Source organism: Scardovia wiggsiae, from assembly GCF_051045985.1.
GTDB lineage: Bacteria > Actinomycetota > Actinomycetes > Actinomycetales > Bifidobacteriaceae > Scardovia > Scardovia wiggsiae.
This window is the reverse complement of sequence record NZ_CP157350.1, coordinates 309,887-336,620: the sequence shown is the minus strand read 5'-3', so window position 1 is coordinate 336,620 and position 26,734 is coordinate 309,887. Positions and strand designations below refer to the sequence as shown.

14 protein-coding genes are annotated in these 26,734 nt (G+C 54.3%); 3 read left to right on the top strand and 11 right to left on the bottom strand.

Annotated features, from left to right (window positions below; genetic code table 11):
- Positions 1 to 234 precede the first annotated feature (234 nt).
- The 3 genes from dusB to ABKA16_RS01325 are packed head-to-tail and all read right to left on the bottom strand — an operon-like array spanning position 235 to position 4,165.
- Positions 235 to 1,404, bottom strand: coding sequence for a tRNA dihydrouridine synthase DusB (gene dusB / locus ABKA16_RS01335; RefSeq protein WP_380999554.1), 1,170 nt, complete (start codon positions 1,402 to 1,404; stop codon positions 235 to 237).
- Positions 1,405 to 1,417: 13 nt separating this feature from the next.
- On the bottom strand, positions 1,418 to 2,848 hold the full coding sequence (locus tag ABKA16_RS01330) for a glycine--tRNA ligase (protein ID WP_380999555.1): 1,431 nt from the start codon (positions 2,846 to 2,848) through the stop codon (positions 1,418 to 1,420).
- A 54-nt stretch (positions 2,849 to 2,902) separates the two neighbouring features.
- Positions 2,903 to 4,165, bottom strand: a complete 1,263-nt coding sequence (locus ABKA16_RS01325) for a glutamate-cysteine ligase family protein (RefSeq protein ID WP_380999557.1) — start codon at positions 4,163 to 4,165, stop codon at positions 2,903 to 2,905.
- Positions 4,166 to 4,297: 132 nt separating this feature from the next.
- On the opposite strand from ABKA16_RS01325, the gene ABKA16_RS01320 reads away from it, so the two are divergent.
- Positions 4,298 to 6,370 (top strand): aryl-sulfate sulfotransferase, encoded by a 2,073-nt coding sequence (locus tag ABKA16_RS01320; RefSeq protein WP_380999558.1) that lies wholly within the window; start codon positions 4,298 to 4,300, stop codon positions 6,368 to 6,370.
- Between the two features lie 32 nt (positions 6,371 to 6,402).
- Here ABKA16_RS01320 and ABKA16_RS01315 read toward each other — a convergent pair whose 3' ends face one another.
- The 8 genes from ABKA16_RS01315 to ABKA16_RS01280 form a co-directional block, all read right to left on the bottom strand.
- The gene (locus ABKA16_RS01315; protein WP_007147601.1) at positions 6,403 to 7,086 is read right to left on the bottom strand and encodes a peptide deformylase; all 684 of its coding nucleotides are present in this window, start codon (positions 7,084 to 7,086) and stop codon (positions 6,403 to 6,405) included.
- Positions 7,087 to 7,176: 90 nt separating this feature from the next.
- Positions 7,177 to 8,571, bottom strand: coding sequence for a phosphoglucosamine mutase (gene glmM / locus ABKA16_RS01310; protein WP_380999560.1), 1,395 nt, complete (start codon positions 8,569 to 8,571; stop codon positions 7,177 to 7,179).
- A 42-nt stretch (positions 8,572 to 8,613) separates the two neighbouring features.
- Entirely contained in the window at positions 8,614 to 11,229 is a 2,616-nt protein-coding gene (pepN, locus tag ABKA16_RS01305; RefSeq protein WP_380999562.1) for an aminopeptidase N, read from the bottom strand.
- Between the two features lie 87 nt (positions 11,230 to 11,316).
- Positions 11,317 to 13,170, bottom strand: a complete 1,854-nt coding sequence (locus ABKA16_RS01300; RefSeq protein ID WP_380999563.1) for a ribonuclease J — start codon at positions 13,168 to 13,170, stop codon at positions 11,317 to 11,319.
- Between the two features lie 121 nt (positions 13,171 to 13,291).
- The gene (locus tag ABKA16_RS01295; RefSeq protein ID WP_380999565.1) at positions 13,292 to 14,656 is read right to left on the bottom strand and encodes an MFS transporter; all 1,365 of its coding nucleotides are present in this window, start codon (positions 14,654 to 14,656) and stop codon (positions 13,292 to 13,294) included.
- On the bottom strand, positions 14,637 to 15,449 hold the full coding sequence (locus ABKA16_RS01290) for a GNAT family N-acetyltransferase (RefSeq protein WP_380999567.1): 813 nt from the start codon (positions 15,447 to 15,449) through the stop codon (positions 14,637 to 14,639). The genes ABKA16_RS01295 and ABKA16_RS01290 overlap by 20 nt, the downstream gene beginning before the upstream one ends.
- A gap of 133 nt (positions 15,450 to 15,582) precedes the next feature.
- Entirely contained in the window at positions 15,583 to 20,250 is a 4,668-nt protein-coding gene (locus ABKA16_RS01285; protein WP_380999569.1) for an ATP-dependent helicase, read from the bottom strand.
- On the bottom strand, positions 20,243 to 25,108 hold the full coding sequence (locus tag ABKA16_RS01280; protein WP_380999571.1) for a PD-(D/E)XK nuclease family protein: 4,866 nt from the start codon (positions 25,106 to 25,108) through the stop codon (positions 20,243 to 20,245). The genes ABKA16_RS01285 and ABKA16_RS01280 overlap by 8 nt, the downstream gene beginning before the upstream one ends.
- A 450-nt stretch (positions 25,109 to 25,558) precedes the next feature.
- On the opposite strand from ABKA16_RS01280, the gene ABKA16_RS01275 reads away from it, so the two are divergent.
- On the top strand, positions 25,559 to 26,593 hold the full coding sequence (locus tag ABKA16_RS01275) for an alpha/beta fold hydrolase (RefSeq protein WP_380999573.1): 1,035 nt from the start codon (positions 25,559 to 25,561) through the stop codon (positions 26,591 to 26,593).
- Positions 26,593 to 26,718, top strand: coding sequence for a cysteine-rich KTR domain-containing protein (locus ABKA16_RS01270; protein WP_421669927.1), 126 nt, complete (start codon positions 26,593 to 26,595; stop codon positions 26,716 to 26,718). Before ABKA16_RS01275 ends, ABKA16_RS01270 begins: the two co-directional genes overlap by 1 nt.
- The last annotated feature ends 16 nt before the right edge of the window (positions 26,719 to 26,734 follow it).

Sequence of the window (26,734 nt, the reverse complement as noted above, 5' to 3'; positions counted from 1 at the left end):
GTCGTTATGCAATTTTCAACGCTATACACAACTTTAACGCAAAAAACTATTACATATAAATGTTCGCAAAAAATAAAGACATTTCGTAAAAAATGTGTGTTTTAAGTATAACTTTATGAAGGAATTGTGAATGTCTGCTGAAACATGGGATCAGGCATGCCACCGATATGCTGCCGGACGGGGATATGCCTGCGATGGGGGCTGAGGGGTCATTCCCCTCCCCCCCCCTTGCGGTCAGTATGACGCATCATCAACATCGCCCTCAAATATATTTGCACGTTCTGCATCGGTAAGGGAGTGTGATTCCAGCCATCCATACGGCAGATGGACCTTCCTGGCATAGCGCGTCCGCCCGCGCGGCTTACCGGCAAGCTCCCGGGGAAAGCGTGCGCCGGGGTCAAGCCTGTCCAGCTCGCGGCGCACGTCAGCCAGCGACTCGCAGCACATAAAAGCTGACCGGGTATGCCCTCCGACAGGGAAACCCTTAAGGTACCACGCAATATGTTTGCGCAGGTCGCGGACAGCCATCTGCTCATCGCCGTCACAATATTCAGTCAGCAGCTGCGCATGGCGCATAATCACCCGGGAGACCTGCCCGAGATCCGGGTCAGTACGGCTGCTGCTGCCGGCGAACGCATTCCTGATATCAGCAAAAAGCCACGGACGCCCCTGGCATCCCCGCCCAACAGCTACACCGTCGCACCCGGTCTGGCGGGACATGGCAAGGGCATCTTCTGCAGTCCAGATATCGCCGTTCCCTATAACAGGTATTGACACACACTCTTTCAGCCTGCTTATCTGCGACCAGTCAGAATGCCCTCCGTAATACTGGGCTGTTGTACGGGCATGGAGGGTAACATAAGCGCACCCCTCAGACTCTATGATATGCGCAGCTTCAACCATCGTTTCATGCGAATCATCAATACCCACGCGGATCTTTGCTGTAACCGGGATACCGGCAGGGCTGCACACACGCACCACCCTGCGGATAATATCCTTGAGGAGCCCCGTCTTCCAGGGCAGGGCAGACCCTCCTCCGCGGCGGGTGACTTTAGGGACCGGACAACCAAAATTAAGGTCAATATGGTCTGCCATATTGCCGTCAACGACCATCCGGGCTGCCTCTTCAACGATCGCAGGGTCAACCCCGTACAGCTGGAGGGAACGGAACTTTTCCGAAGGCGCAAAGCGGCACAGACGGAAAGCTTTAGGATTGCGCGCAGTTAAAGCACGCGCAGTCACCATCTCTGCAATATACAGCCCGTCAGGACCATATTCCTCGCATAAGACCCGGAACGGCCAGTTCGTCACCCCCGCCATCGGCGACAGGACAACGGGTACGCTTACTGTGTGGGTACCGAGCATGAAGCCGGGCAAAACCCCTTTCTGGCCCATCCCTGCCATAAAAACACCGGACCTATGCAGCGGCAGCCGCGCGGACAGCTTCAGGGGTGCGCGGATACGTATTGCGCTTATCTTTAATAAACGCCCCTACATAGCCTGCAACACGGTCCAGGGCTACACGCTCCTGCTTCATGGTATCGCGCTCACGGATGGTCACAGCCTGATCATCCAGCGTGTCAAAATCAACAGTAACGCACAGCGGGGTACCGATCTCGTCCTGGCGGCGGTACCGGCGTCCAATAGCGCCCGCCTCATCGTAATCGATATCCCAGCCATCCTCGCGGAGATCATCGGCAAGGTTATGGGCAATGCCCTGGAGTTCGGGTTTCCTCGACAGCGGGAAAACCGCCGCCTTCACCGGCGACAGCCGCGGATCAAGGCGCAGGACCGTACGGGTATCAACCCCTCCCTTAGTATTGGGGGCTTCATCCACATCATACGCATCAACAAGGAATGCCATAAGCGAACGGGTCAGCCCTGCGGCAGGCTCTATCACGTACGGTATGAAACGCTCGCCGGAAGCCTGGTCAAAATAGCTCAGGTCCTTGCCGGAATGCTGCGAATGTGCGTTCAGGTCATAGTCGGTGCGGTTTGCTATGCCTTCAAGCTCCCCCCAGTCAGAGCCCTGGAAACCGAACTTATACTCAATATCCACTGTACGCTTGGAATAATGGGACAGTTTCTCCTTCGGATGCTCATACAGGCGGAGGTTATCAGGGTTAATACCAAGATCGACATACCACTGGCGGCGTGCATCGATCCAGTACTGATGCCACTCTTCATCGGTCCCCGGGACAACGAAGAATTCCATTTCCATCTGCTCAAACTCGCGTGTACGGAAAATGAAATTCCCCGGAGTGATCTCATTGCGGAAGCTTTTGCCCATATTGGCAATGCCGAAAGGGGGCTTCTGACGGGAAGTCCCCAGGACTTCCGCAAAATCAACGAAAATACCCTGCGCCGTTTCCGGGCGGAGATAATGCAGCGAATTCTCATCTTCAACAGGCCCCAGATGGGTGCGGAGCATCATATTGAAATCGCGGGGCTGGGTCCATTTGCCTACAGTGCCGCACTCAGGGCACGGTATAACACCCATACCCTCAGGCGTATGGCCATGTTTAGCCTCATAATGCTCTTCAAGATGGTCTGCACGGAAGCGCTTGTGGCAGTTCAGGCATTCAACCAGCGGGTCATTAAAGACATTGACATGCCCGGAAGCGACCCATACTTCGCTGGGAAGGATGACTGACGTATCAACACCGACTACATCGCCGCGCGTGGTCACCATGGAACGCCACCACTCATGCTTGATATTGTCTTTGAGTGCAACGCCCAGAGGGCCGTAATCCCATGCGGAACGTGTGCCTCCGTAGATCTCCCCCGCGGGGAATACGAACCCCCGCCTTTTCGCCAGCTGGGTGGCTGCTTCAAGCTTTGACTCCATTAAGACCGCCTCCTCAAGCAGCTCACAAGTCCTATACAAACATTACAAAGATAGCTAACGCCCGCGATATGTCCCGTCCCTGTCAAGGCCCAGGAGCCTCTGCCAGAAATCAAGCGGACGCCCGTACGGCAGCGCAGCATCGCCATATACCTGGAGGCCGAGCTTGCACTCTTCGACATCGACTTCGCGGATCCCGCTGACATAGCTGCTGGCCTCCGTGAATGCTTCCCGGTCATAGAACACATGCGCAACACAGCGCAGCAGCTGTACGGCCCGCCCGATCGGAAGCGAATCCCAGTGCCGCAGCTCAATAAAGTTCTTCAGGCGCACATCATTAAAATGCGTAGAGATGATATGGGATATCTCATAATCATTGAGCGCGCGGTCAGGATACACATCGGCAGCATTATCAAAGGCCGCTATGCGGACAGGGTCACTTTCCTGCGCGTATTCAGGGGTATGCGTAACATCCGCAACCATAAGGGGCGATGCGAGGACATTATATGCAGCCTGCTCAAAGCCGAAATTGCCGTCAAAAAGCCCCGGCGCAACACCGGCGCGGCTATTTCCGATACGTGTCCAGAAATGCTGCCGCAGAAGGCGGTAAGGGCTGGCCTGCCCTTCAAAATAGGGGGAATTGCGGAAGAAGTAGGCAAGGACAGGACCCAGCGCTGTCCCGGTACGCATTTTAGCGACAGCATCTTCTTCACTGAAATAATCAATGCTGATCTGTACAGATGCTGATGCGCGCATCATATTGCGCCCGAAACCTGACATCCTGCCAAAGTAGGCGTCCATACACTGGTAGCGCTTCCTGGGGATGACATCGATATCTTCACTGAGGGAATGCGGCTGGTACCCCTGGGTTACCAGCTGTACGCCGTGCCGGCGCAGGGCCGGCCCGATATTCTGGAGGAAATCGGCATAAAGCCTTTCCAGCCCGCCGGCAGAATGTACCACACTGAATGAGCATTCTATCTGCCCGCCGGGCTCCAGCGAGATCCTAATACCCTCTTTCCCCAGGCCCAGCAGGGCATCCCCCTCGTACACCTCTTCAGCGGGATCATACAGCTCCCTGAGGTCTTCCAGTACACTGCGGATGCCGTGTGCCTCAGCATAGGTGACAGCCGTACCTTCCGGTGCAGAAACAGGGTTATCTGCCGTCCGGACAGGCAGATGTTCGATCTCAACGCCAAGCCCGCCCCCATGCCCCGAAGCGTCTTTGATCCCTGCCCTGTGGAAAGCTGCGACTGATTCCAGATGCTGCGGATTGACATGCCTGTCCTGATGCCAGTAATCAAATTCCTGTATAGACATATCTTTCAGCGTACTCATCGGGCAAAACCGCACACGTCCGGAAGCAGAATAGGCAGGCAGGATATTAGTATTAGAATGGAAAATATTGTTCTATCAGCACTCAGACAGCAGCAAACAGCACCAGGGGGATATATGGCCGATACCCATAACAGCCCTGCCCGCACAGCAGACGGACGGGATCCGCGGAAGGCTGCCGGACGCAATCCCTCACACGTAACCGTAGTCCCTGATCCCGGAACGCGCGCTGCCGGTACCGGGCAGGCTTTCCTGAGGGCACATGATATACGGACCCGCCAGCGCAAAGATATGGCCGAAAAACCGCGTTACCGGGCATTTAAATGGATCATCACCCTTACTGTTATTGCGATGATCGGCGTGCTGGGGATATGGACGACCCGGCAGTATTACCGTGCAAAAAACAGCCTTGCTGCCACTACTGTCCTTACAGACCGGATAAAGAAAATCTATACGCTTGACTATCAGGACCAGGCACAGCAGAAAATCGACAGTTACAAAAAATCACACCGCTATACGCCCGGCAACATGCTGGTCCTTGCCAATCCATACGGTACAAATACAACATCGCTGTACACGTACTTTGAGACCGATTCCCCTGCAAAAGTCAGCTATACTGTGTCAACACCGGAAGACAGGTCCTATCCCGCTTTCACCCGCAGCGCCTTCCAGGACCGGATATATCAGACATCCCATGAATTCAGCGTTATCGGGCTTATCCCTGCAGCAAAAAATACAGTGACCTATACTGTCACTTACGAAGACGGCCATACGGACATACATAAGTTCACTTATGTCACGGGCGACCTGTGGGGTTCTGCGCCTGTCAGGCTGAAAAAAACTGTTGCAGCACGGTTCAGGGAAACCGATAAGAGTATCCGCGCTGGGCTTGCCCAGGGGCTGTTCGCAGTTTTCGGGCTGGGGACGAATTCGCGCGACTACGTTTACCTGTATGACGCAGACGGGATACTGCGCGCTGAATTCCCCATGATGAACAACCATGGGAAAAATTTTTCCTTCCACGACGGCCTTATGTACTACGTCAGCGACTTCAACCAGATCAGTGCAATGGACAGCCGGGGCAAGCTGGTCAGCATTTTCAACATCCCCAGCATCTACCAGATAAACAGCACCCACACTTTTGACAGCCAGGGGAACCTCCTCCTTATCGCTTCGGATAAATCACAGCTTGATACGAACAACCTCATAGTGAAGGTCAGCAGCGTCACAGGCACTGCAACCGAATACATCAATTTCAGCACCTTGCTCAACGACTACCGCAAAACCACCAGGCGGCCGCTGTCCACAGACAATGACCTGCGCTGGAACTGGCTGATGCTGGATTCGATCCAGTATGTGCCCGGGGGCTCGGTCATTGTCAGCTCGCAGGAAACATCAACTGTTATGAAGATCCGGCTCCCCGACAGCGCTGCTTCACCTGCTTCATCAGCTTCAGGCGCCTCCTCCGGGGACAGCACTTCAGCAGATGCTGCAGGCACCGCTGCGTCGCAGCCTTCCATCACCTATTTCCTTGGCCCGCATCAGATATGGGATGCAACTGTCTACTCTGACTACCTCTACCGCAAAAGTGAAGATTTCAGTACCCATGCAGGGCAGCACAGCGTTGAGCAGCTTGATGACGGGGATGCGAATTCATGGATCAGCGAATATAACAGCCTACGCAGGAAAAAACATACGGCTGAGGCTTCAGACGGCACATCCCAGCCCTCCGGTACCGGAGAGGGTGCGGAGCTCCAGCCGCTGGGCGACGGGCAGCATCTCGTGTATATGTTCAACAACAACTACGGCTACAGCCCTACCAATACTGCCGTCAGCTGGCCCGGCATGGTTCCCGGCGTCAATACAGTTTCCCAAGGGGACCTTTCCCGGTATAAGTCACGTTTTTACATGTATCGCGTAGATGAAAACTCAGGCACCTATACCCTGGCCTCATCCTTCGACATCCCCTATTCCCCGCGGTACTCCAACGCCCAGATGATACCCGTGCCCCAAAGCAGCACTTCAGGCGATACCAGCCATACCATGCTGGTCCTTGCCAACACCGCGCAGCAGCATACGTGGGGGATATACAGCCCCCAGGGGGATGAACTCGTCCGGTTTACCGCATCAGGCATCAGCAGGACAGATTCCGTATACTGCTATACCTTCACCGGGTTCTATTTCAGCTAAGATCCGGCCGCATGGATCCGATGCCGGCACCTTTAAATATCAAAACCTAATATTTCTGCAGCTTCTGAGGGATCAGGGTCATAAGCCCAGTATTCGTCAAGATTATCATATGACGACATGCTTCGGATCTCGGCCCTGTCAATATACACTTCCCCGTTCAGATGGTCGGTCTCATGCTGGAAAATGCGGGCGTGCCAGTTATGCAGGTCAGCCTCATGCTCAACATTATTTTCGTCGAACCAATGGGCTTTGATATTCAGCCAGCGCTTCCGCACAGCCTGATACCCGTCAAAGGAAAGGCAGCCTTCGTAAAAGCTCGCAGTTTCGCTGCCCAGCGGTTCATACGACGGGTTGATGACCATATAAAACGGGACATCGGAAATACCGCGCGGGTCCCGGGCCTCATCCGAATACTCAGAACTGTTATCTGCCTGAGGCCGCGCATGGTCCTCAATCACAGCGAGGGAAAGCCCCAGCCCGATCTGCGGGCCTGCAAGCCCTACGCCCGGAGCATCAAGCATAGTTTTACGCATGCATTTTTTCAGCCGGTCAAGTGTGCTCTGCCGCAGCTGTCCGGTATACCGCACAGTCTTCAGCCGCAGCACCGGCTCCCCCATCTGTACGATAGGGAGCGTCCCGTTCCCATCCGCCGCAGAAAGGAGCTCACGCACCTCACGGTCTAGCTCTGTATCGATATGTGCCTTGTCCCAAGCCATATTCCTGCCTTTCTCTGCTGCATACCATGCTCATCCGGGCACCAGGCGGCCCGTATCCTGCGATCATATGCTGATGACGCTATAACGCTGCTACAGTGCCAGTTCAGATGCCACAACATCAGCCAGGCGCCTGCAAACTTCATCAGCCTGCTCTTGTGTTGCCGCCTCGACCATGACCCTTACCAGCGGTTCCGTGCCTGACGGCCGCAGCAGGACACGCCCGGTATCAGCAAGGAGCTTTTCCTCACGGCAGACCGCTTCCTGCACTTTCGCATTAGTGCCGGCAGACAGTTTATCAACATTGGGGACGTTGATAAGCTGCTGTGGGAGCTGGGGGAAATCGGCAGCAAGATCTTTAAGGCTCCTGCCTGAATCCATGACCTCATAGCATAAACGCAAAGCAGTAAGGGTACCGTCGCCTGTCGTAGCGAATTCGCGGTTAATCACATGGCCGGACTGTTCACCTCCAAGGGTGTAATCCCCACGGAGCATCTCTTCAAGCACATAGCGGTCGCCGACGTTAGTCTGCACTGTTTTGATCCCCATATCCTTAAGCGCCAGGATCAGGCCAAGATTGCTCATAACCGTAATAACGAGGGTGTCATGGCTGAGCTTGCCTTCGCGTTTATACGCCCGGGCGAGTATGCCCATGATCTGGTCGCCGTTCACCATGGTACCGTCTTCATCTACTGCAAGGCATCGGTCAGCATCACCATCAAACGCAACGCCCATCTGGGCGCCGGATGCCCTGACCATAGCCTGGAGCTGCTCGGGGTGGGTGGAACCGGCATGGTCGTTGATATTATAGCCGTCCGGCGAGGCGTTGATGACCACAACATCAGCACCCGTACGGCGCAAAGCTTCCGGAGCCACTACGGATGTAGCGCCATTGGCACAGTCGGCAACGATGCGCAGCCCGCGCAGAGGCTGGGGCCGGGTGCCGCCTTTATCTGCAGGAGCGATAGTATCCACAAGATGGTCGATATACATATTGGTAGCTGTCGTTATATCATGCGAGATCCTGCCTACACCCGCGCCGGTGGGCCGCTGCCAGTCAGAGCCCATAATGCTTTCGATCTCATCCTCCCTGGCATCAGGGAGCTTGAAGCCGCCGCGCGCAAAAAACTTGATGCCGTTGTCCGGCATAGGGTTATGGGACGCGGATATCACTGCACCCATTTCCACATTCAGCACTGATGTCAGATAAGCAACGCCGGGGGTCGGGATTATGCCTACATCAAGCACATCGAATCCGGCGGAGCTCATCCCCGCTGACAATGCAGCGGCGAGGAAATCCCCTGATACACGGGTATCGCGCCCCACGAGCGCGCGGCGGCGGCCGTGATGCGCATCATCGCTGTCTGCAGCAGTACTGCTGTTTCCCAGGACGCGGGCGGCGGCATCCCCCATATCAAGGGCGAGCCTGGGGGTCAAAAAACCGTTCGCTAAACCGCGTGCACCATCGGTCCCAAATAAACGTGGCATATATCCTCCTGGAATAGTGGAAACCAAACACCAGACCCTGTTTTACAGCTTAGCGTTATACTGCTGTACCTTGAGCACCCGTAAGGAAGAATCCATATTTTCCTCCACCATGCGGCGCAAAGCACGGTCAGCATCACTATGGGAATCCAGCCACGCTTTCCCCGCAGCGGCGAGGTCTGACGGATGCGCAAACTGCGGATACAGTCCGGCACCGCTGAGCGGGCAGATAAGGGTCTCGCTCATATGGAACGTCTTGTTTTCCCATATCCAGTCAATGCTGTCAAAAAACCGCGATACATATCCGGCATACAGCTCAGGGCGGTTATTGAGGCCGAACCCCTCGGCCACTGCTTCGATCTGCGAATTCGTCAGCTCCCCATTGTGCAGTGCCTGCTCGAATGCCCACTGCTTTGCTTCAGGGGTCGGGATGGAAGCTTTGGCCTTATACGCGAACTCGCGGTTTTCTGTTGTATCATGCCTGGACAGTTCAGCATCGATATCATCGTTGGTGATCACACCCGCACGTGCACGGCAGATGGTAATAAACCAGCGCAGGTTGTTGTCGATCTCAAGGCCTGGAAGCACAATAGTCCCGTCAAGCAGGCCCTGCGTACGGCGGTCGAATTCCGAACCCACACAGTAGTTCGCATATGCCGTGAGTAGCTGGAACTGTTCATCCGACCCTGCTGAAGCAGCCTGGGCCAGATGCCACAGCTCATCGGATACCTGTCCGATAGCCGCATCACGCCTGTTAGGCGCCACGTAAAAGCTTGCAGCAGTATTGACCTGCCCAAGCGCGTAACGGAAGGTTGTCGATTCCCTCTCTGTTACCAGGGCCTTCAGTGAAGTATCAATGAAGGACTGTGCCAGGAGCTCAGCGCTGCGGGCCATGTCCCACAGGCTCAGCCACGTGATCGCACGCGCAAGCGGGTCAGTGAAACGGTCCAGATGCCCCAAAGCAAACCGGAGTGATTCCGGATCAAGGCGGATCTTGGTATATGTCAGATCATCATCATTGATCAGAATAAAATCAGGGCGTTTGCGCCCCTGCGCATCAGATACAACAGTGCGCTCCCCATCAACATCAAGCTCAATACGGTCAGTACGGACAATATTGCCGTCATCATCAGCATTATAGAAGCCAACTGCAAGACGGTGCGGACGCAGCACGGGGTTATCAGCGGGGGCAGTCTGCACTAAAGCAAGCTCTTCGATCGTGCAGTCAGGGGCAACCCTGACTTCCGCAGAAATGGTATTGACTCCGGACTGTTCAAGCCACAGGCCCGACCACTTTTTCAGGTCGCGTCCGGATGTCGCTTCCAGCTCGGAAAGGAGGTCATCCAGCGTAGCATTACTGTATTTATGTTTTTCCAGGTAGTTATGGATCCCCTGGAAGAACTGGTTTCGGCCCGTATAGGCTACAAGCTGGCGAAGCACAGACGCACCTTTTGCATATGTGATGCCGTCAAAATTCACATACGTATCATTGAGGTCATTGATAGGGGCAACGATAGGGTGGGTTGTAGGCTTTTCATCTTCAGCCTGCCCCCAGCTTTTTTCACCAGAGCAGAATGTTGCCCACGCATCTTTCCACTCAGTTGCTTCGGCAGCCGCAAGTGTCGATGTAAATTCAGCGAAGGACTCATTCAGCCACAGGTCATTCCACCATTTCATGGTCACCAGGTCGCCGAACCACATGTGGGCCAGCTCATGGAGGACAGTGACTACGCGGCGTTCTTTGCTGGCATCGGTAGTTTTCGATTCATAGATATAGGAATCACGGATAGTCACACAGCCGATATTCTCCATAGCACCCGCGTTATATTCGGGCACGAATATCTGGTCATACTTTTCATAAGGGTACTCGACAGCCCATGTGCTGTTATAAAAATCCATGCCTTTGGCAGTGATATCAAAAAGATAGTCTACATCCCCGGATGCAGCATCTTTCAAAGCCTGACGGCAGTATATGCTCATCGGCACATTCCTGCCGCTGGCCAGGGTATGCGCAGTGCTCCACTTGGCATACGGGCCGGCGCATATAGCTGTAAGGTAGGGGGACATGACCGGGGTAGATTTGAATGTCCAGAAGCGGATGCTGTCATCATCCGGAGCAACTTCAGGCGTATACGCTGTGGGCTGGTTGGAAATGACTTCCCATTCAGACGGGGCTGCTACGGAGAAATCGAAAGTAGCTTTTATATCCGGCTGGTCAAATACAGCATAAACGCGGCGGGCATCCGGGACCTCAAACTGTGAATACAGGTAGACCTTGCCGTCGCTGGGATCTACGCTGCGATGCAGGCCTTCCCCCGTCCGTGAATACTGGCACTTGGCCACCACAGCCACCGAATTGTTCTCCTGCAGCCCGGTAAGGCTTATGCGGGAATCCTTGTAAACTTTGGCAGGGTCAAGCTCCTTGCCGTTGACTTTGACAGTCATGATCTCGTCAGCAACTATGTCAAGGAAAGTGCTGGAACCCGGCCTGGCGTCAAAATTGACCGTAGTAGTCGATATAAAATTAGCCTCATCCCCTGTTTCCGGCGAGGCATGGCCTGGGATATTCCCTGTGAGGTCAAGATGGACCCGGTAATTGGTTTCGCCAATAACAGTTTTACGCTCTGCTGCTTCTTCGCGTGTAAGGTTCGTACCCGGCATTTTTCTCCTTAGTTTTTCGCACGGCTGCCCGGATGCTTGGTTTGGGGCTGGTTTGCTGGTTTTCCTTTTTCTTTACTGTATATTGTATTAATCATGCTGAATAACATCCCGTGCAAGGTCTGCAACGACAGGGACGATCATAGGCCGGCGGCGGCGGAGCTTGCGCCCGATCCATCCGCCCAGCGTACGGCGCATCTTCTGCTGGAGCTGGTAAGTGTCTTTTGTCCCGGAAAGCATCGCATTCTCAAGGTCCAGCACGATCTGGGCGCGGACTTCATTAAACTCGCTTTCATCTTCAGCAACAGCATTCAGGTAGATCTTCGGCCCGCTGATGACCTCATTCCTGTCAGTGTCTACTACAACGAAACTGGAAACAAAGCCTTCCTCGCTCAGGATGCGGCGCTTTTCCAGCTCATCTTCTGTGATCTCGCCGACAGAAGTACCATCGACATAGACGTATCCGCAGGGGACACTGCCAACGATAGCAGCCTGTCCATGGTACAGGTCAACGACATCACCGTCCTCGGCAAGAACGACATTCTTGGGATCCACACCGGTCTTGACAGCTACCAGGCCATTGGCAATAAGATGCCTGTTCTCTCCGTGGATAGGCATTGCGCATTTAGGCTGGACGATATTGTAGAAATACAGGAGCTCGCCTTCATTGCAGTGCCCTGACACATGGATAGCCGCATTATCGCGGTTGACTACGCGCGCCCCGAGGCGGGCAAGCTTATTGATCACCTTGTAGACTTCATGTTCGTTGCCCGGGATCAGGGAGCTGGCCAGTATCACGGTATCAAATTCATTGATAGTGATGTCCTGATGGTTCCCGTCTGCTATACGCCCCAACGCTGCCATGGGCTCCCCCTGGGACCCGGTGCACATATACACCAGCTGGTCATCACGTATATCACGGGCTTCTTTAAGGTCTACAACAGTATTTTCAGGGAGATGCAGATAGCCCAGATCAGCTGCAATGCCCATATTGCGGACCATAGAGCGCCCTACAAAAACCACCTTGCGGTTATACTTATGCGCAGCATCAACGACCTGCTGGACCCGGTGCACATGGCTGGAGAAGCTGGCTACGATTATCTTGCGCTTAGCATCGCCAAATGCCTTGTCAAGTGCCGGGCCGATCGACGTTTCCGGTTTAACGAACCCGGGCACTTCAGCATTCGTGGAATCCGCCATAAGAAGGTCCACACCCTGCTCGCCCAGCCGCGAGAACTCACGCAGATCAGTGATCTTATGGTCCAGCGGCAGCTGGTCAAGCTTCATGTCCCCTGTGTCGATAATATGCCCTGCAGGTGTCCTGACAGATACCGCAAGCGCATCAGGGATAGAATGCGTCACCGTAATAAATTCAAGGTTGAAAGGCCCCGCCTTCATCTTGTCCCGGCCCTCAACAGGCTGCATAACAGGTTCAATATGATGTTCCTTGCATTTCGCCTCCACGAATGCCAAGGTGAGCTTTGAACCGATCAGAGGGATATCCGGACGTTCCCGCAGCAGATACGGGACAGCGCCGATGTGGTCCTCATGCCCATGCGTCAGCACAAGGGCTTCAACTTTATCAAGCCGTCCGCGGATATAAGAAAAATCAGGGAGGATAAGATCCACGCCCGGCTGTTCCTCTTCAGGGAAAAGGACACCGCAGTCAATAAGGAGGATATGCCCGTTATACTCGACCACATTCATATTGCGGCCTATCTCGCCTAACCCTCCAAGCGGGACGATGCGCATAGACCCTTTACGGTACTTAGGGGGTGCAACCATCCTGTTTCCGCGGGTATCAGCGCTGTTCCTCGATGCCGCAGCAGAGCGGGTCTGCGGCGCCTTCGCCTTTGATCCCGGGCGGGCCGTATTTTTCTTCCTGCCCCCGTTCCTGCTGTTGTTCTTTCCGGTATTTTTCGTAGTAGTGTTCTTATTGTTCATTCTTATCAGTTTTCTGTCTGTAATTTATCTGTCTTCCGGTACTGTCCGTGAGCTCCCGTTTACACGCACGGACCGCAGTACCGCTCATAACTTTCTTTCCATTCTACTCTCTACCCAGGTTTTACGTACGGCGCGTGTATCTCATATAGCCTGCAGCAAGGAAAATAAGGGAAACTGCAGTCAGTATCCATAAGGAAGACAGGCCTGCGACCGGGCCGAAGCTGTCGAGTATGCGGCCGCATACCGCTGAGCCCAGCGCAGCACCGACCGTACTGGCAGTTGACAGCCAGGACAGCCCCTCCGTCAGGGATGAGGCGGGGACTATCCCCTTGACCATAAGATTGCCGGAAGCGAAGATCGGAGCTACGCTTAATCCTGCTATGACTTCGATAATACCAATAACAGCTATATTCCGCGAGAATAATGCAATCCCTACAAAACCCAATGTCAGATAAGCCATAAGGATCACGAGCCGTCTCCATGGATTGCCGTGATGCGGCCGGGAGCCGAACAGGATCGCCCCTGCGCACGATCCAGCGGCAAACAAGGCCAGCTGAAGCCCGAGCAGGCGTTCCTGCCCCATGGATTTCATCAGGGCGGTCATTGCCACGTCAAAAGCGGAGAAAGTGGAGTTAAAAGATATGAAGGCACAGCACAGGATGAGCATGCCGGGATACATAAACGCCAGCCGTTTAGGATGCCGGTCTGCCAGCCCGGACGATGTAACTGTGCTGCTGGAATCATAATCGGCCCGGCCCGCCTCATCCTGCACAGCCGGCGGAACAGAAGGCGCCGGAGAGATATTCCCTCCCTCAGGGACACCCGACAGCGCCAATGTATCCACCGCATGAAAAGCTGCAGAAGGTAGGAGGAAGAAGACAAGTCCGCCGATCCCCTCTGCGGCTGCACATACATAGAACGGAAGCGTGGGGGTACCTCCAGAAGCAAGGAACGCCACAAGTATCGGACCAATTATAAAAACCGTTTCATCGACTGCAGATTCAAGGGAATATGCGGTATCCAGCAGGCTGCTGCCGTTCTGCTGTGCTGTTGCCCATGCCCAGCGGGTCCTCACAAGGGCTCCAATGGAGAATGAGGTAAGGCCCAGATACGCAGCCAGCACGAACAGAAGAGCCAGATGCACGCGGTTCTGCGCCGCGGCGGCAAAAAGGATAAAGCCCGCCGTCTGAAGGGCGGTCAGCAGCAGGCCTATGCTGCGCTGCCCGAACCGGTCGAAAAGCCTGGCATACACAGGGGTGACAACGGCCGCACACAGTACATACAAAGCGGTCATGAAACCCCCTGTAGCCCAGTCCTTATACAAATGGTTAAGGGCAAGGACTATGCCCAGGCTGACCATAGCCATAGGCATGCGGGCAACAGCCGCAGCAGCACAGAATGCCGCAGAGCCGGGCAGGGAAAATATCTGCAGGTACGGTGAACGCGGCTTCACCGGCCTGCGGTATTCATTGGCGCTGCCCGTCATCGCTCAGGCTTTCGGTCGGCGAACCAAGATATATGAACTTGTCAAGCGGCTCCCCCATCGGGCCTTTGGCATTTATTTTTTCAGCTACGCGCAGAAGGCCGCGGTATTCATAAAACATATAGTTGCATTCAGTATCCGTATACAGGAAATATCTTCTGACCCTGTGCCGGTCAAGAGTTTCAAGCATACTGAGCCACAGTGCCTTGCCCAGGCCCTGCCCCCGCATACTGCCGTCAACAATAAACAGGACGATCTCGGCCTCGGTATGGGGTTTTACAGGATCGGATAATTCGTGCGTCCTCGCATCATCCTGCCGGATAGCTTCCGCATATTTATTCCCGTCAGGGACAGCGGTACGGATCCATGTATCATAATCGGCAAAGATGGTATCCTGCCCTTTGAGCGCCTGTACCCCGGACTCGTGGGATGAATATATATCAGCAAGTACTATCCCCAGAGGTTTCCCGTCGGCTTCTGCCACCACAGAATGTGTGCATCTGCTGAGGTACCACAGGAAATCGTACTTTGCTGCGTAAAACTTTCTGCGGGCCTGGCTCTCATTCTGGGCCTGATCCGGAACAGGGGCGCGTCCATCTTTTTCCTCCCCATCAGGGCTGACGGGAACCGGGCTGTCCATGGCAGAAAACCATGTTTTCTGGACTATCCGGGCAATACTGTCAATATCGGACTCACGAAGCTCCCGCGGGGATACCTGGCTTTCGCTGCTGATACCATCCAGATTTATGCTTTCGCGGGGAGAAGCACCGCCCTCACCGGACTCATGGTATGCCATATGCAGATAATTCCGTCTTTCATACATAGTGTCCCAGTTTACATAAACGTGTCAATATAAACCCCGTACGCGCCGCCTATGCGCCGCTGATACTGTCTCCCGGTACGCGGCAGGCGCAGCCGGGTACAGGCTGTCATTCATCATCGCCGGCCGGTACGTCCATGCCTGATACAGGGTCAGTATCGCCATCCGCATCGTCAAGGGTGCCGCCGCGCAGCCGGGCTTCAAGGGCAGCTGCCAATGCATCCGCAATCGGTTTCCCCTGCAGCGGAAGGCTCGCGATGCTCCGGGCAGGCTCATTATCAATATCAACATAATAAAGTACAGCATCAATATGGCTGATATCAATGCCCATCATATGAGAGAACATCAGCCTGTAGATATCAAGCTGGGCAAGTTTCACCCTTTCCTGCCGGCTGCCGCATTCCGGCTTATGGCCTGTTTTCCAGTCAACGATAGTGTAATATCCCGGAGCCGGAGAAGCCGGATCATCCTCTGCGTGCCCCAGGAATACCGCATCAAGGGAGCCACGGATATGGTATGCTGTGCCGTCTGCACCCGTAATGGTATCAGTGATCGACTGTTCCACTGCATAGGCTCTGCGCCGCGACCAGGCTGAGGATGCCAGGTTCCGCTTCCATCTAGCCATATCAGGGGACCCCTCTTCCTGGAGATGTGGCGCCTCCCCCGGCAGCCCGCCGGACGCCGCAGCCTTATGCACCATCTCCTGATATGCCTTCTCAGCATTACGGGCTTTATCCTGCCGGATCTGCAGGACGGCTGCAAAATCATCCGGATCTGCATAGTCCGGGAGTATGAATTCCTGGGCCCACGCATGGAATTCCGTGCCGCGGCGCGCCTGGAGGGAATCGGCCTGCGGCATAGGGCGGTATACGGAATCATGGATCATGCCTGGCGTCCCGGCAGAAGAAGGTTCCTTCCCCGATACAGGTGCCTCACTGCCGGAGCCTGATCCGAGGCTGTCAGCAAACTGCTCCTGGATTTTCGTTACATTGACTATGCCCGTGCGGTCTGCCTGTGTAAAGCCAGGCGCATCACTGCGCCTGTCCTGCGGGGCTGTACCGCCCCCCTTCCGCCGTCTTTCCCTGATCAGCCTAACAGCTGCCCGGGCAAGCGGATGCCCTTCTTCATCATCTATTGGTACCCCTTTGCAGCTTTCTGCCCGGCCTTCTACAAGCCGCGCACTGCCGGACAGCACATCCTGCACAATGCTGCTGCTCTCCGCCGGCCACACGGCAGTACGTTCAACTACCTGTGCCTGTGCCGATTCCGCCAGGGCTTCAACAACAACAGCATCCCGGAAACGGCCGGCTTCTTCGCCGACGAACAGGCCGACAGGAAGCTCGCAATGCCTGCCGGTGATATCTGCGGCATCATCGATATCGTAAACCGGATAGTCCGGATTCCTATAATAATGGCTGAAAAGCTCAAGCCAGAAATTAGAAGCATGCGACCGCAAATCGACAGTACGGTTCCTGACCCATGCATCTATGTCGCCTGCGCCCGGCTGTCCGCCTATGGACTCTTCGGCAGTTACAAAATGGACACGGTCATACGCCTTCGGGTCCTTGGCATCCGTATTCGTCTCGCAGAAGCTGAGGAACAGGTCATATTCTGCGCGGGTAAAGGCTACATATGCCAGGCGGCGCTCATCATCCAGCCGCTGCCGGCCCGTTTCGCTGCGCAGGCTGAAATACCCGGTATCCTGCTCATGCTTCCCGTAAAGCCTGTTCAGGGCACTGTACACTTTTTCTTCAGCAGAGGCAAGGGATCCTGCCGGGAGCTTCCCGCGTTTCAGTTCAGCAGAAAGGATGCCGGCGACAGCCTCATCGTCGCCTGACCTTACTGCAGCAGCCAGCCTGTCAGCTGTCTCTTCATACCCCTTGCCGCCCCGGAGGGCCGACTCAGCAGCTTCCACCGCTGCCTCAATACTGCCCCCTACGATCCGCCTTTCGAGGTCTTCCACAGTTCCGAATTCAGACTGCAGGCCAGCAGTATCGGGGAAACCCGGGAGCAGCGCGCTGTCTGCGCGTACGGGGGAAGGCACGGCAGTAGGGATCATCACCCACGGCAATGCATATGTATAGTACTGAGGATCCTTAAAGAGCATGCGGCATCTGGTTTTTGTATCCTCACGCCTGCCTGCCCCGGCACTGTCTTCAGCAGTGCTTTTAAGCACAAACCCCTGGGGGGTGCGGTCAATAAGGCTATCAGCATATTTTTCATCTGCTGGTGCGCCCGTATCATCAATGCGGGGGAACAGGCGGATGCCCAGGTGCTCCCCCTGGCTGGAGGGGAATGCCGCCCGTGCCATACCCGCTACAGCTACAGCATCCCATTGCAGGCCTTTGGACTGGTGGATAGTCATCAGCACCACATCAGGATGTGCTGAAGGCAGCACAGGCGCACTGTCCTGCATATCCGGGTTCTCCTTATTCGCCGTCAGCCATGCAACAAAGCCCGAAATAGAAGGGAGCCGGCCCTGCGGAAGCTCATCCCGGTATGTCTGGGCAAGCGATATGAACGCCGGGGCACATGATGGGGAAAAATGCTCAGGTGCATGCTGGAGGGCAATTGACTGCCCTACTGCGCTGTCAATATCAAAGGTCAGGGCCCGGGCAGCGCAGGTGATGATATCGCTGATCGGCTGGCTGATATGTCCGGAGACGAAACAGATGATCTCTGAAACCTGCAGTATTCTCCGCAGGCCGTCGGCACTCAATGCCCCCGGGGCAGATTTACCAAGCTCTTTGCGCCATCTGCGGTAACAGTTTTCAAAGTCTCCGCTGGCGAGGAGATCTGTCAGATACACCCCCTGGGGCAGCCTGTCCTTCGCCTGCCTGAGCTCCCCCTCGCTGAGGTGATGTACCGCAGCGATCTGCGCAAGCGCCTGTCTTTTATAGCCGCTGTTCAACGATTCCGCCATGGCGGAAAGGCTCCGGAGGTCTTCTTTTGATATGCCGAACCGTGGTGTTGCGAGCAGCCTTAGTGCTGCAGCAGAATCCGTATGGTCCGTTATAACAGCGAGCAGGGCCAGCAGGTCCTGGGCATCCGGCCTGTCCCAGAGGGATTCGTTACCTACTATCTCATAGGTGAGCCCTGCCCTTTCAATAGCATCGGCATATTCCTGCATATGCGTTTTGGAACGGAACAGCACAGCGACATGGGTCTTCTCCATATTTTCAGCGGTTTCAGTGTAGCCCGCCTTTTTCCCGCTATACGCTTTGAGCACACGGTCACGCGCGCGATCCCTGGCATATACGGCAAAGCGGGCTATGGCATCCGCTTCCTGGGCCCGCGTCCTGTAGCCCGCAAGCCCAAGCACAGCATCGTTTTTCCTGCTAACATAGGAGAGTTTTTTTACTGCAACTTCCTGGGCCTCAGCGCGCAGGCGGCGCCCGAGGGGGTCTGAAGGCCCGGCAATGCTGCCTGCATTGCTGTTACGCCTCATTGATGCAGTGAGATGGTTGGCGGCATCAAGGATGATCCCCGGGTTGCGCCACGTATAGTTCATAGTGAAAATATCATCAGCATCCATGCCGTAGTCGTCAAGGAACATACGGAAAGCCCCCGGGCTGGCCCCGCGCCACGCATATATGGACTGGTAGGGGTCGCCGACCGCCGTTACATAGCTGCGCAGCGGGCTGTCCATACTGCACCCGGATACACTGTCCGCGCTGTGGAAAAGCATATGGAGCAGTTTTGCCTGGGTCGTAGACGTATCCTGGTACTCATCAAGGAACACATGGGAGAATTTCTTCCGGTATTCCTCACGGATCCATGGATACCGCATTACCAGCTGGAACGCAGCTATCATAAAATCGCTGAATTCTGCAAACCCCTGGCGCCTTTTTTCCTCATCGTAGGCAACGACCATATCAAGGAGCATGTCCCGCCTGCGGGTGGAGTACTGGAGGCTGCCGATAAGCGATTTATAGTAGCCTTCACGCTTCTCTTCCTCCATATCTTCCGGAGCGGATAGACCGGGGCCGAATTTCTGGGGGAATACGAGATTCGATGCGTCGGCAAGCGCGTCCTCGCCGTTATATGTGCGGACAACATCTTCTGCCAGACGCCCAAGCGTAAGGAGGAATTCCTGATCCCACGCACGCACTTTTTCTGCTGCTGCAGCAACCGTCTGGCATCCGGGGCTGATCATTGAGTTGGATATTTCAGCATTCAGCTGAAGCGTATCCTGTATCAGCCTGGTATAACTGCCTGTATCATCCTGCGGGGATCCCTGCCCGGAGGATGGCGTCCTTCCCCCGTCTGGGGTTTCAGCATCCGGAGCAGCAGCCAGCTCAGACATGTACGCGCCGACGGTGCGGCTTACCACATCACCGGCAAGCTGGTAGCTGCCTGCGGGGCTCAAAGGCACGGCAGCACTGTCAACACCTGCAAGAGCACCATACTGGCGCACTATCGACTGGAAAAATGCATCGTATGTATACACTTCAGGATGCATAAATAATGCGTTAGGGTCTTCCCTCCCCTGCGAGCCCCGGCGGCGCAGGTTTTCATGCACACCCTGGGAAACGCGGGAAAACAGTTCCCCCGCAGCTTTCCGGGTAAAAGTAAGGCCCAGTATTTTTTCGGGCATGATATGGTCTTCACTGATCAGTTTGATAATGCGGTCGGTCATCACACGGGTCTTGCCGGACCCTGCCCCTGCCACAACAAGGATATCCCTGTCAGCAGGTGCCTGCCGTATCCTCTCCTGCTGGTCCTGCGCAGCCTGCATATATCCGGCCTCTGAACCTGTATTTACTGTACTACTCATTGCCTGCCTCCCCGGTGTCAGTTTCGGAACGCGCCCGGACAGCATTATCCGCGGGCTGGATAACCGTACTGACATACCCCGAACACGCAGGGCACAGGTCCTGATGCCCTACTGAACTGTCTTTGTATGCGCAAAAACGCATATGGTCAGAAGTTGGCTGATGCTGCCCCATGTCGACCCTGTCAACAAGGCTGATACTCGCTACATAAAACACCCGGGATATCATTGACAGCGCCCATAATGTGGAGGGTCCATGCGACAGGGGGTGCTCCTTTCCGCGCTGGCCGGCGGCACTGCTGTCCGCTGCTGCATCCCAGCTCACCGGCGCATCGCCTGTTATCCGCTGCCACTGTTTTTCAGGTATGCTGTCAGGCTTTTTATCCGGCAAAGCTATCGGCTGTGCGGAATCAAGGAATGTCGTCCAGCCTTTATGGAACGGCCTGGGAGGGCCCCCGGTAATGGTGAAAACAGTAGTACCGGGATGCGCTTTTGTACCCGTCTGTTTTTCCTGCTCTCCTATACGGTAGGCAATACAGCCGTCGTCAAAAAGCGGCGGCTGATAGTATATTTCGGGGTAAAATTTGTTATTATTGCGTGTCGCAGCTATATCAATGGCACCGTCATCACGCATTACAGCATTGCCGTATGCGGCAGGCAATGCGGACAACACCACGGTAAACAGGTCGGCCTGTGATATCTGCGGGGCATTACGGAGGATTTCCTCACGGTCACTGTCCGTACGGCTGAAGGCTGACCTGGCGTAATCGCTCTCAGTCACGCGGCCCGCACCATGCCTGTCTTCAAAGATAAGCCCCAGCTGATAGCACACTAGCTGCAGGTCATTGAACGTTTTCTTTGCATGCAGCGAACGGCCTGTTTTATAATCAATGATCCGCTTATATACTTTTGTTTCCCCGCCTGCTGAGGCTTCGCGTGTTTCCAGGCGGTCTATACTCCCATGGAGTGAGATCACGCATCTGTAGAACATGTCCATGGTGACCCCTTTGGGGAACCCTCCTGCAAGCATCTGCATAAGGTCAAAGAAAACACGCTTGCTGACCGGCTCTGTGCCTGGGATACGGTTATAGGCATACCGGATATCTTCCATTGTAAAATGTGCGGAGAAAGCTTTTTCGCTTTCAGCCTCCGTAAGATGCCCTATCACCGGGCGGAAATCTGCGGATTTTTTACTTGAAGTTTCCCTTTGGCCGTAGCCCGGGACCTGCGATTCGAGGAGATAGAAAGCTGCATTCTGGAGTACAGCCTGCGCTGATGCATCATTACGCAAAGCACGGTATACATCTTGTGTAATATGCTCTGTATCAATATCTGTTTTCTCACGGCGATAGATTTCCATAAGGGCATCTGTAAGCCCGCTGAGCACATCCTGCTGGATTTCAGCATCGGCATCCCTGTAGCGCTCCCCGTATTCCATATCAAGCTTCTGCTCCGCAGCCGTCTGAAGGACTTTGTGGATAAGCGTGCCGTAATCTGCAGCAGGGGACGGGGCTGACGGCCCGGAAAGCCTGCGGTCGAACAGATAACAGATGGGGCATCCCCATGCCATATCCGCTGCCGAGGGGGACAGGGATACTGGGAGAGGGCCGGGACGGTCCCGGTCCTGTGCACGGAAGGATCCATCGCCCGGCACCGGGCCCGGCGCCGCGGTATCGGTATCGTCGGTATCATCAGCATTAGCGCCGTCTTTGATCCCGCCATAGAAAAACGCCCATCGCGAAGGGTCACTGCAGCCGGCGGCATCCCATCCTGACACACTGGAAGGGCCTGTTTTTGAGTTTTTATACAGAAGAGCCAAGGCATCAACAGCGTCACGGGCCTCCTGTGAAAGGCTGTCATAAGAAGCCTCCCACATAGGCCTTTCAGTTTCAGGGAGCGCATTCAGCTGGCGGGACAGTTCCCCCGAGATGATGCTGCGGGCGCGGGCAATGATTTCCGAAGCACTTACGGCCCCGCTCACGCCCTGCTGCTGCAGCTGGCCATTTTTATCCGTACTGCCGGCGGGCGCATGGCCGTCAGCCTGAGACACAATATCAGGCATATAGGCATCAAAGAAATCTGACGGTTCCTGCGTATCGCTGCGGACTGAGCTGACTGCTGCGCACCGTTCCGCACGGGTGAGCGCTATGAGGAAACTTTTCTTTTCGTTCTGCAGTATAGCAATGCTGCGGGCATTATGCCCCGAATCAGAACTGCGGATACGCCCTGTAAGCATGATATCTGTCAGGTCATCTGCAGCAAAGATCCTGTCGCGCAGGGCCATATTAGGCCATACCCCGTTAAGCACCTGCGGTATCCATACATACTTCCATGACTGCCCTGCTGCGGCTGCGGGCGTAGCAAGCGTAACAGCGTTTTCGACAGGGGCTTTCTTCGACAGCGAATCTGTAGCGATATCCTGGGTCCTGATATACCTCATAAACCCGCCGATATCTGAACTGCCATCAGCATACGACGATGCTTCTGTAAACAGCCTGATAACAGTATCAAGCTGGTCATTAGCCTGCGCTTTCACGCTTTCCGAGGGGCCATTGGTTGCCTGCTTTTCCCACAGTTCAGAAAGGCCAATGGCTGTCCATGCATCCATAAGGGTATCGGCTGGACTGGCATGCTTCTTTCCTGCATGCTTCCTGACCCGCCGTATGATATCAATGAATATCTGTACATCTTTGCGCGCAGTCAGGCTGGATGCCGACAGGATAAAACCTTCAAGCAAAGCGCTGTACCGGCTATCCCCCGTATGGCTGCAGGCCAGCAGATCCAGGACTATCAGCTGAGGGGTCACATCAGGCGAAGCCTCCTTTTCAGCATATGCTGCCGAAGAATAGCTGCCTTCACGGCGCCGCGAAAGGCGTTCAGGCATAGCCCTGTCAGACAGGGAAGCATAGGCCTGTGCGTGGGCAGCCAGCTGGCCCAGGATACCGCTGCCTGCTTCCGTAGAAGGCTGGCTGCGGATAAAGTTTGCCATTGTGCTGACAGCCTGGAGGGCAGCTGCAACAGAACCGGCATGCACATGCGTCCCGGTACTGTCCTGTCCATAAGGGCTGTCCATATAATCAGAGATGAGCCTGTACACTGCCCCGGAAACCTCCGATAAAGAGGATACCGCGAAAAAGTCCTGCATATCTGTGCACGATACTTGGGACAGTTCAATAAAGTCGAAAAGCCCATGGACTGCACGGCTTTCACCGAGAGGCGTGCCTATCTGCCGCATGCGGGCTGCGATGCCCTGCTCCCTGAGGGCGGCGGCATACGCAGCAAGCGTACTGCTGTCATGGGCAATAATGGCCATATCATCGTAGGGGATACGGGCATCGGAAAGATGTGCTCCCATAATGCTGCGTACAACTGCAGCGGTTTCTTCCTGCGGGCTGCCGTAGTACACAGCGGTTATTGAACCGTCATCCTGCCGCGGCTGCGTCCCCGCGCCTTGCCCGGCGCCCAGCTTCCACGGGCGGGCGCCGACAGCTTCCTCGAATTCAACCTGTGATGTGATCGACATGCTTATACGGCTGCATACCTCATCACGCGCATTCCGGCCGGCGCTTTCCGGCTGCGGAAGGACCAGCTGCCGCGCACCCAGCCGCCCGAGGGAAGCAGGGACCAGCCCCTGCCCGCCATGACTGCGGGGGTCTTCCTGCGCCCGCTGCGCGAGGTATTCCGGATAGGAACCGCGGAATGTCTGCGCTGCCTCATCGGGGCACATTACTACGATCAGCCCCGTACCGCACTCCTGCAGCTGCTGGAGGAATGCCGCGCCTGCCAGCGTCACTTCCTGGTAATCATCCACAATAACTATGCGCGGCAAATCATGCCGGATGGTCCCAGCAAGCCCGTCAGCCGCATAATCCGCCAGAGACCGCTGTGCCTGGATGAGAAGGTAGGAACTGTCAACATTGAATTTCCCGAGGGCCTGGTTCAGGCTGCTTACTGCAGCAGCGTACTCGCCACGCAGGGCGAATGCCGCAGACCATGCATACCTCAGGCGGAGGTACGGGCCGTTCCCTGCAAGGCTGAGGATGCGGCTTTCAAGCCCGTGACGCGCCCCAACTTCATTCATACGGGCAAACATGGAGCGCAGCTCATCAACGAACCTGTCACCCAGCTGACGGTCAAAAAGCGACTCCGTGGTCTCAGCTGCCGCTGCCATCCCATGCGCCTCATGTACCTTGTGTGCCGCTCCAGGCTCTTCATGCGCACTGTCCTCATACGTACTTTCCCTGAGGAAATCCACAAGCTTCATGCATGTTGCGCACTCAGCAGACTCACCGCTCCTGGCGTGCTGCTTATGCCTGTCAAGTATCCCGTGGAGCAGCGAATCCTGGTCTGCCGCATCCAGATAATCGGGCGGAGTCTCCCCACGTTTTGCGCGTACAGCTGCAAGCACCTGGAAAGCCAGTGCGTTGATTGTCTGCGCAATACGCGGTTTTGCCGTGACCTGTATTGCGTCCAGCAGGCGGTTGTTATATGCCTTTGCCTGCCTGGCAGTAGGGGCTACAAGGGCAACAGCATTAGCCAGCCCGGGGGTAACGGTTATCCCGCGGGTCCCTGTGCGCATTTCGCCCGCATTTCCGGCCCTCTCCCCGGATGCACCCCTGCTGCCGGCAGCAGATCCGGACGAAGCCCTGTCTGAGGCAGCGGCTGTCCCCAGAGCATGGACTGCGGCATCTATGGCAAGGGACGTTTTCCCTGAACGCGGAGGACTGAAAACCGAAAGTGCCGGCCCCCTGTGTGAAGCCTCATAATTTTTGAGGGCATCATCAATAAACTGGAAAGCCTGGGCCAGGGTATGCCCGTAAGGGCCCTGCGTATCTGCCGCCCGGCTGCCCTGCGTTCCCATAGCACATCCTTTCCTGCATCTGTATTCCTGATATCTGTATGCCTGCGGCCCCCCATCCATAAGACCTATTGTCCCCCACTCCCCCGATACTCTGCGGCCGGCCGTTTTGCTTCCGTCCTTTCCCGGCGTTTCTTGCTCCCGGTTACACGTAAATTTACGGTTGATATATTTTATCTAAGATCCCAGAATAAATCAGGAGTACTCAACTCCGAGCGATTAATTAACATACTGCAATAAATTATCCGGCTGAACGGCTATACACTTTCAATAAAGTGGCCTAATATATACGTATTCTATAAATTACACAAGAAAGAGCGTTTAAAGTGATTACTGCTAAGGACAACATGTATATTGAAAATCCAGTTAAAATTAAAGGATATCTTGATTTGATGATTTACGGAATTGCCATCAAATAAAACTTTTCAATATTATAATTAGGAGGAATGCTGAGTGAACTATAAAAATCCATATGAACATTTGTCTGGAAAATTAAATAATAGAAAACTGATTACCGCTGGTTTTTCAGAAAAAACTTATGATACAGGGACTGTTAAACTGAACTTTGTTGTCGGTCCTGATAATGGACCAAGCTTATTGTTGATTCCAGCTCAAATTGGTATATGGGAAAGTTATAAGAAAGTGCTTTTACCGCTATCAAAATTTTTTCAGGTATATGCCATAGATGTGAGAGGCCATGGAAAATCTTCTTGGACACCGGGATATTACTCATGGAAGATTATTGGTGAGGACATAAAACTATTTATAGAAAATGTAATAAAACAAAAGGTGATCATCAGCGGAAATTCATCGGGCGGCATTATCGCTCTTTGGTGCGCTGCTAATATTCCCGAATATGTTTCCGGAATTATTCTTGAGGACGCACCTATTTTTTCTGCTGAAATGCCGCGGTTTAAAGAACAGGATAAATTTGTATACAACGGGCTGAAACACCTTGTTGATCAAATCGGAAATATACCAGATAGAGATTTAGCAAATTATTTTAAAGATATGGAAGTACCAGCCTCTGATAAGAGAATCAAAAAAATTCCAAATTGGTTTGTCAGTTGGTTATCCCGAAAGATAAAGAAGTTTCAAAATAAATACCCTGATAGTCCAGTCGAAATTGGATTCCCGGATAGCATGCGTTTGCTAATTAAATCATTATCTATGTTTGACCCGGATTTTGCCAGAGCCTTTGTAGATGGCAGATTTTATGACGGTATCGACCATGCAGAAGCTTTCGAGAAAACGAAATGCCCCATATTGCTTATTCAGGCCGACTGGAAACGATACGAAAATTACGGACTTGTAGGAGCTTTTGATGATGATGACGCTCAGCATGCTATTTCCTTAGCTCCGCAAATAATATACAAAAAAGTTTCCGCTAATCATGTTATCCATGCTTTCAAACCAAAAGAGTACATCAAGCTGTTGTCGGAATTTAGGGAAACAGTATCTGACAATTCTATAGGTAATGGTGAGTGATGAAAATGATAATAATAGAATGGCTATCATGCCCCATATGCAAAAGCAAAACACGCTTAAAAATAAGGGAGGATACGGAAATAACCAATTCCCCACTCTACTGCCTTAAGTGTAAATCAGAATAAACGATAATTCTTTATA

Coding starts and splice junctions, on each gene's coding strand:
- dusB (WP_380999554.1), bottom strand. CDS start 1,404: ATGGCAGGGATGGGCCAGAAAGGGGTTTTGCCCGGCTTCATGCTCGGT.
- ABKA16_RS01330 (WP_380999555.1), bottom strand. CDS start 2,848: ATGGAGTCAAAGCTTGAAGCAGCCACCCAGCTGGCGAAAAGGCGGGGG.
- ABKA16_RS01325 (WP_380999557.1), bottom strand. CDS start 4,165: ATGTCTATACAGGAATTTGATTACTGGCATCAGGACAGGCATGTCAAT.
- ABKA16_RS01320 (WP_380999558.1), top strand. CDS start 4,298: ATGGCCGATACCCATAACAGCCCTGCCCGCACAGCAGACGGACGGGAT.
- ABKA16_RS01315 (WP_007147601.1), bottom strand. CDS start 7,086: ATGGCTTGGGACAAGGCACATATCGATACAGAGCTAGACCGTGAGGTG.
- glmM (WP_380999560.1), bottom strand. CDS start 8,571: ATGCCACGTTTATTTGGGACCGATGGTGCACGCGGTTTAGCGAACGGT.
- pepN (WP_380999562.1), bottom strand. CDS start 11,229: ATGCCGGGTACGAACCTTACACGCGAAGAAGCAGCAGAGCGTAAAACT.
- ABKA16_RS01300 (WP_380999563.1), bottom strand. CDS start 13,170: ATGAACAATAAGAACACTACTACGAAAAATACCGGAAAGAACAACAGC.
- ABKA16_RS01295 (WP_380999565.1), bottom strand. CDS start 14,656: ATGACGGGCAGCGCCAATGAATACCGCAGGCCGGTGAAGCCGCGTTCA.
- ABKA16_RS01290 (WP_380999567.1), bottom strand. CDS start 15,449: ATGGCATACCATGAGTCCGGTGAGGGCGGTGCTTCTCCCCGCGAAAGC.
- ABKA16_RS01285 (WP_380999569.1), bottom strand. CDS start 20,250: ATGAGTAGTACAGTAAATACAGGTTCAGAGGCCGGATATATGCAGGCT.
- ABKA16_RS01280 (WP_380999571.1), bottom strand. CDS start 25,108: ATGGGAACGCAGGGCAGCCGGGCGGCAGATACGCAGGGCCCTTACGGG.
- ABKA16_RS01270 (WP_421669927.1), top strand. CDS start 26,593: ATGAAAATGATAATAATAGAATGGCTATCATGCCCCATATGCAAAAGC.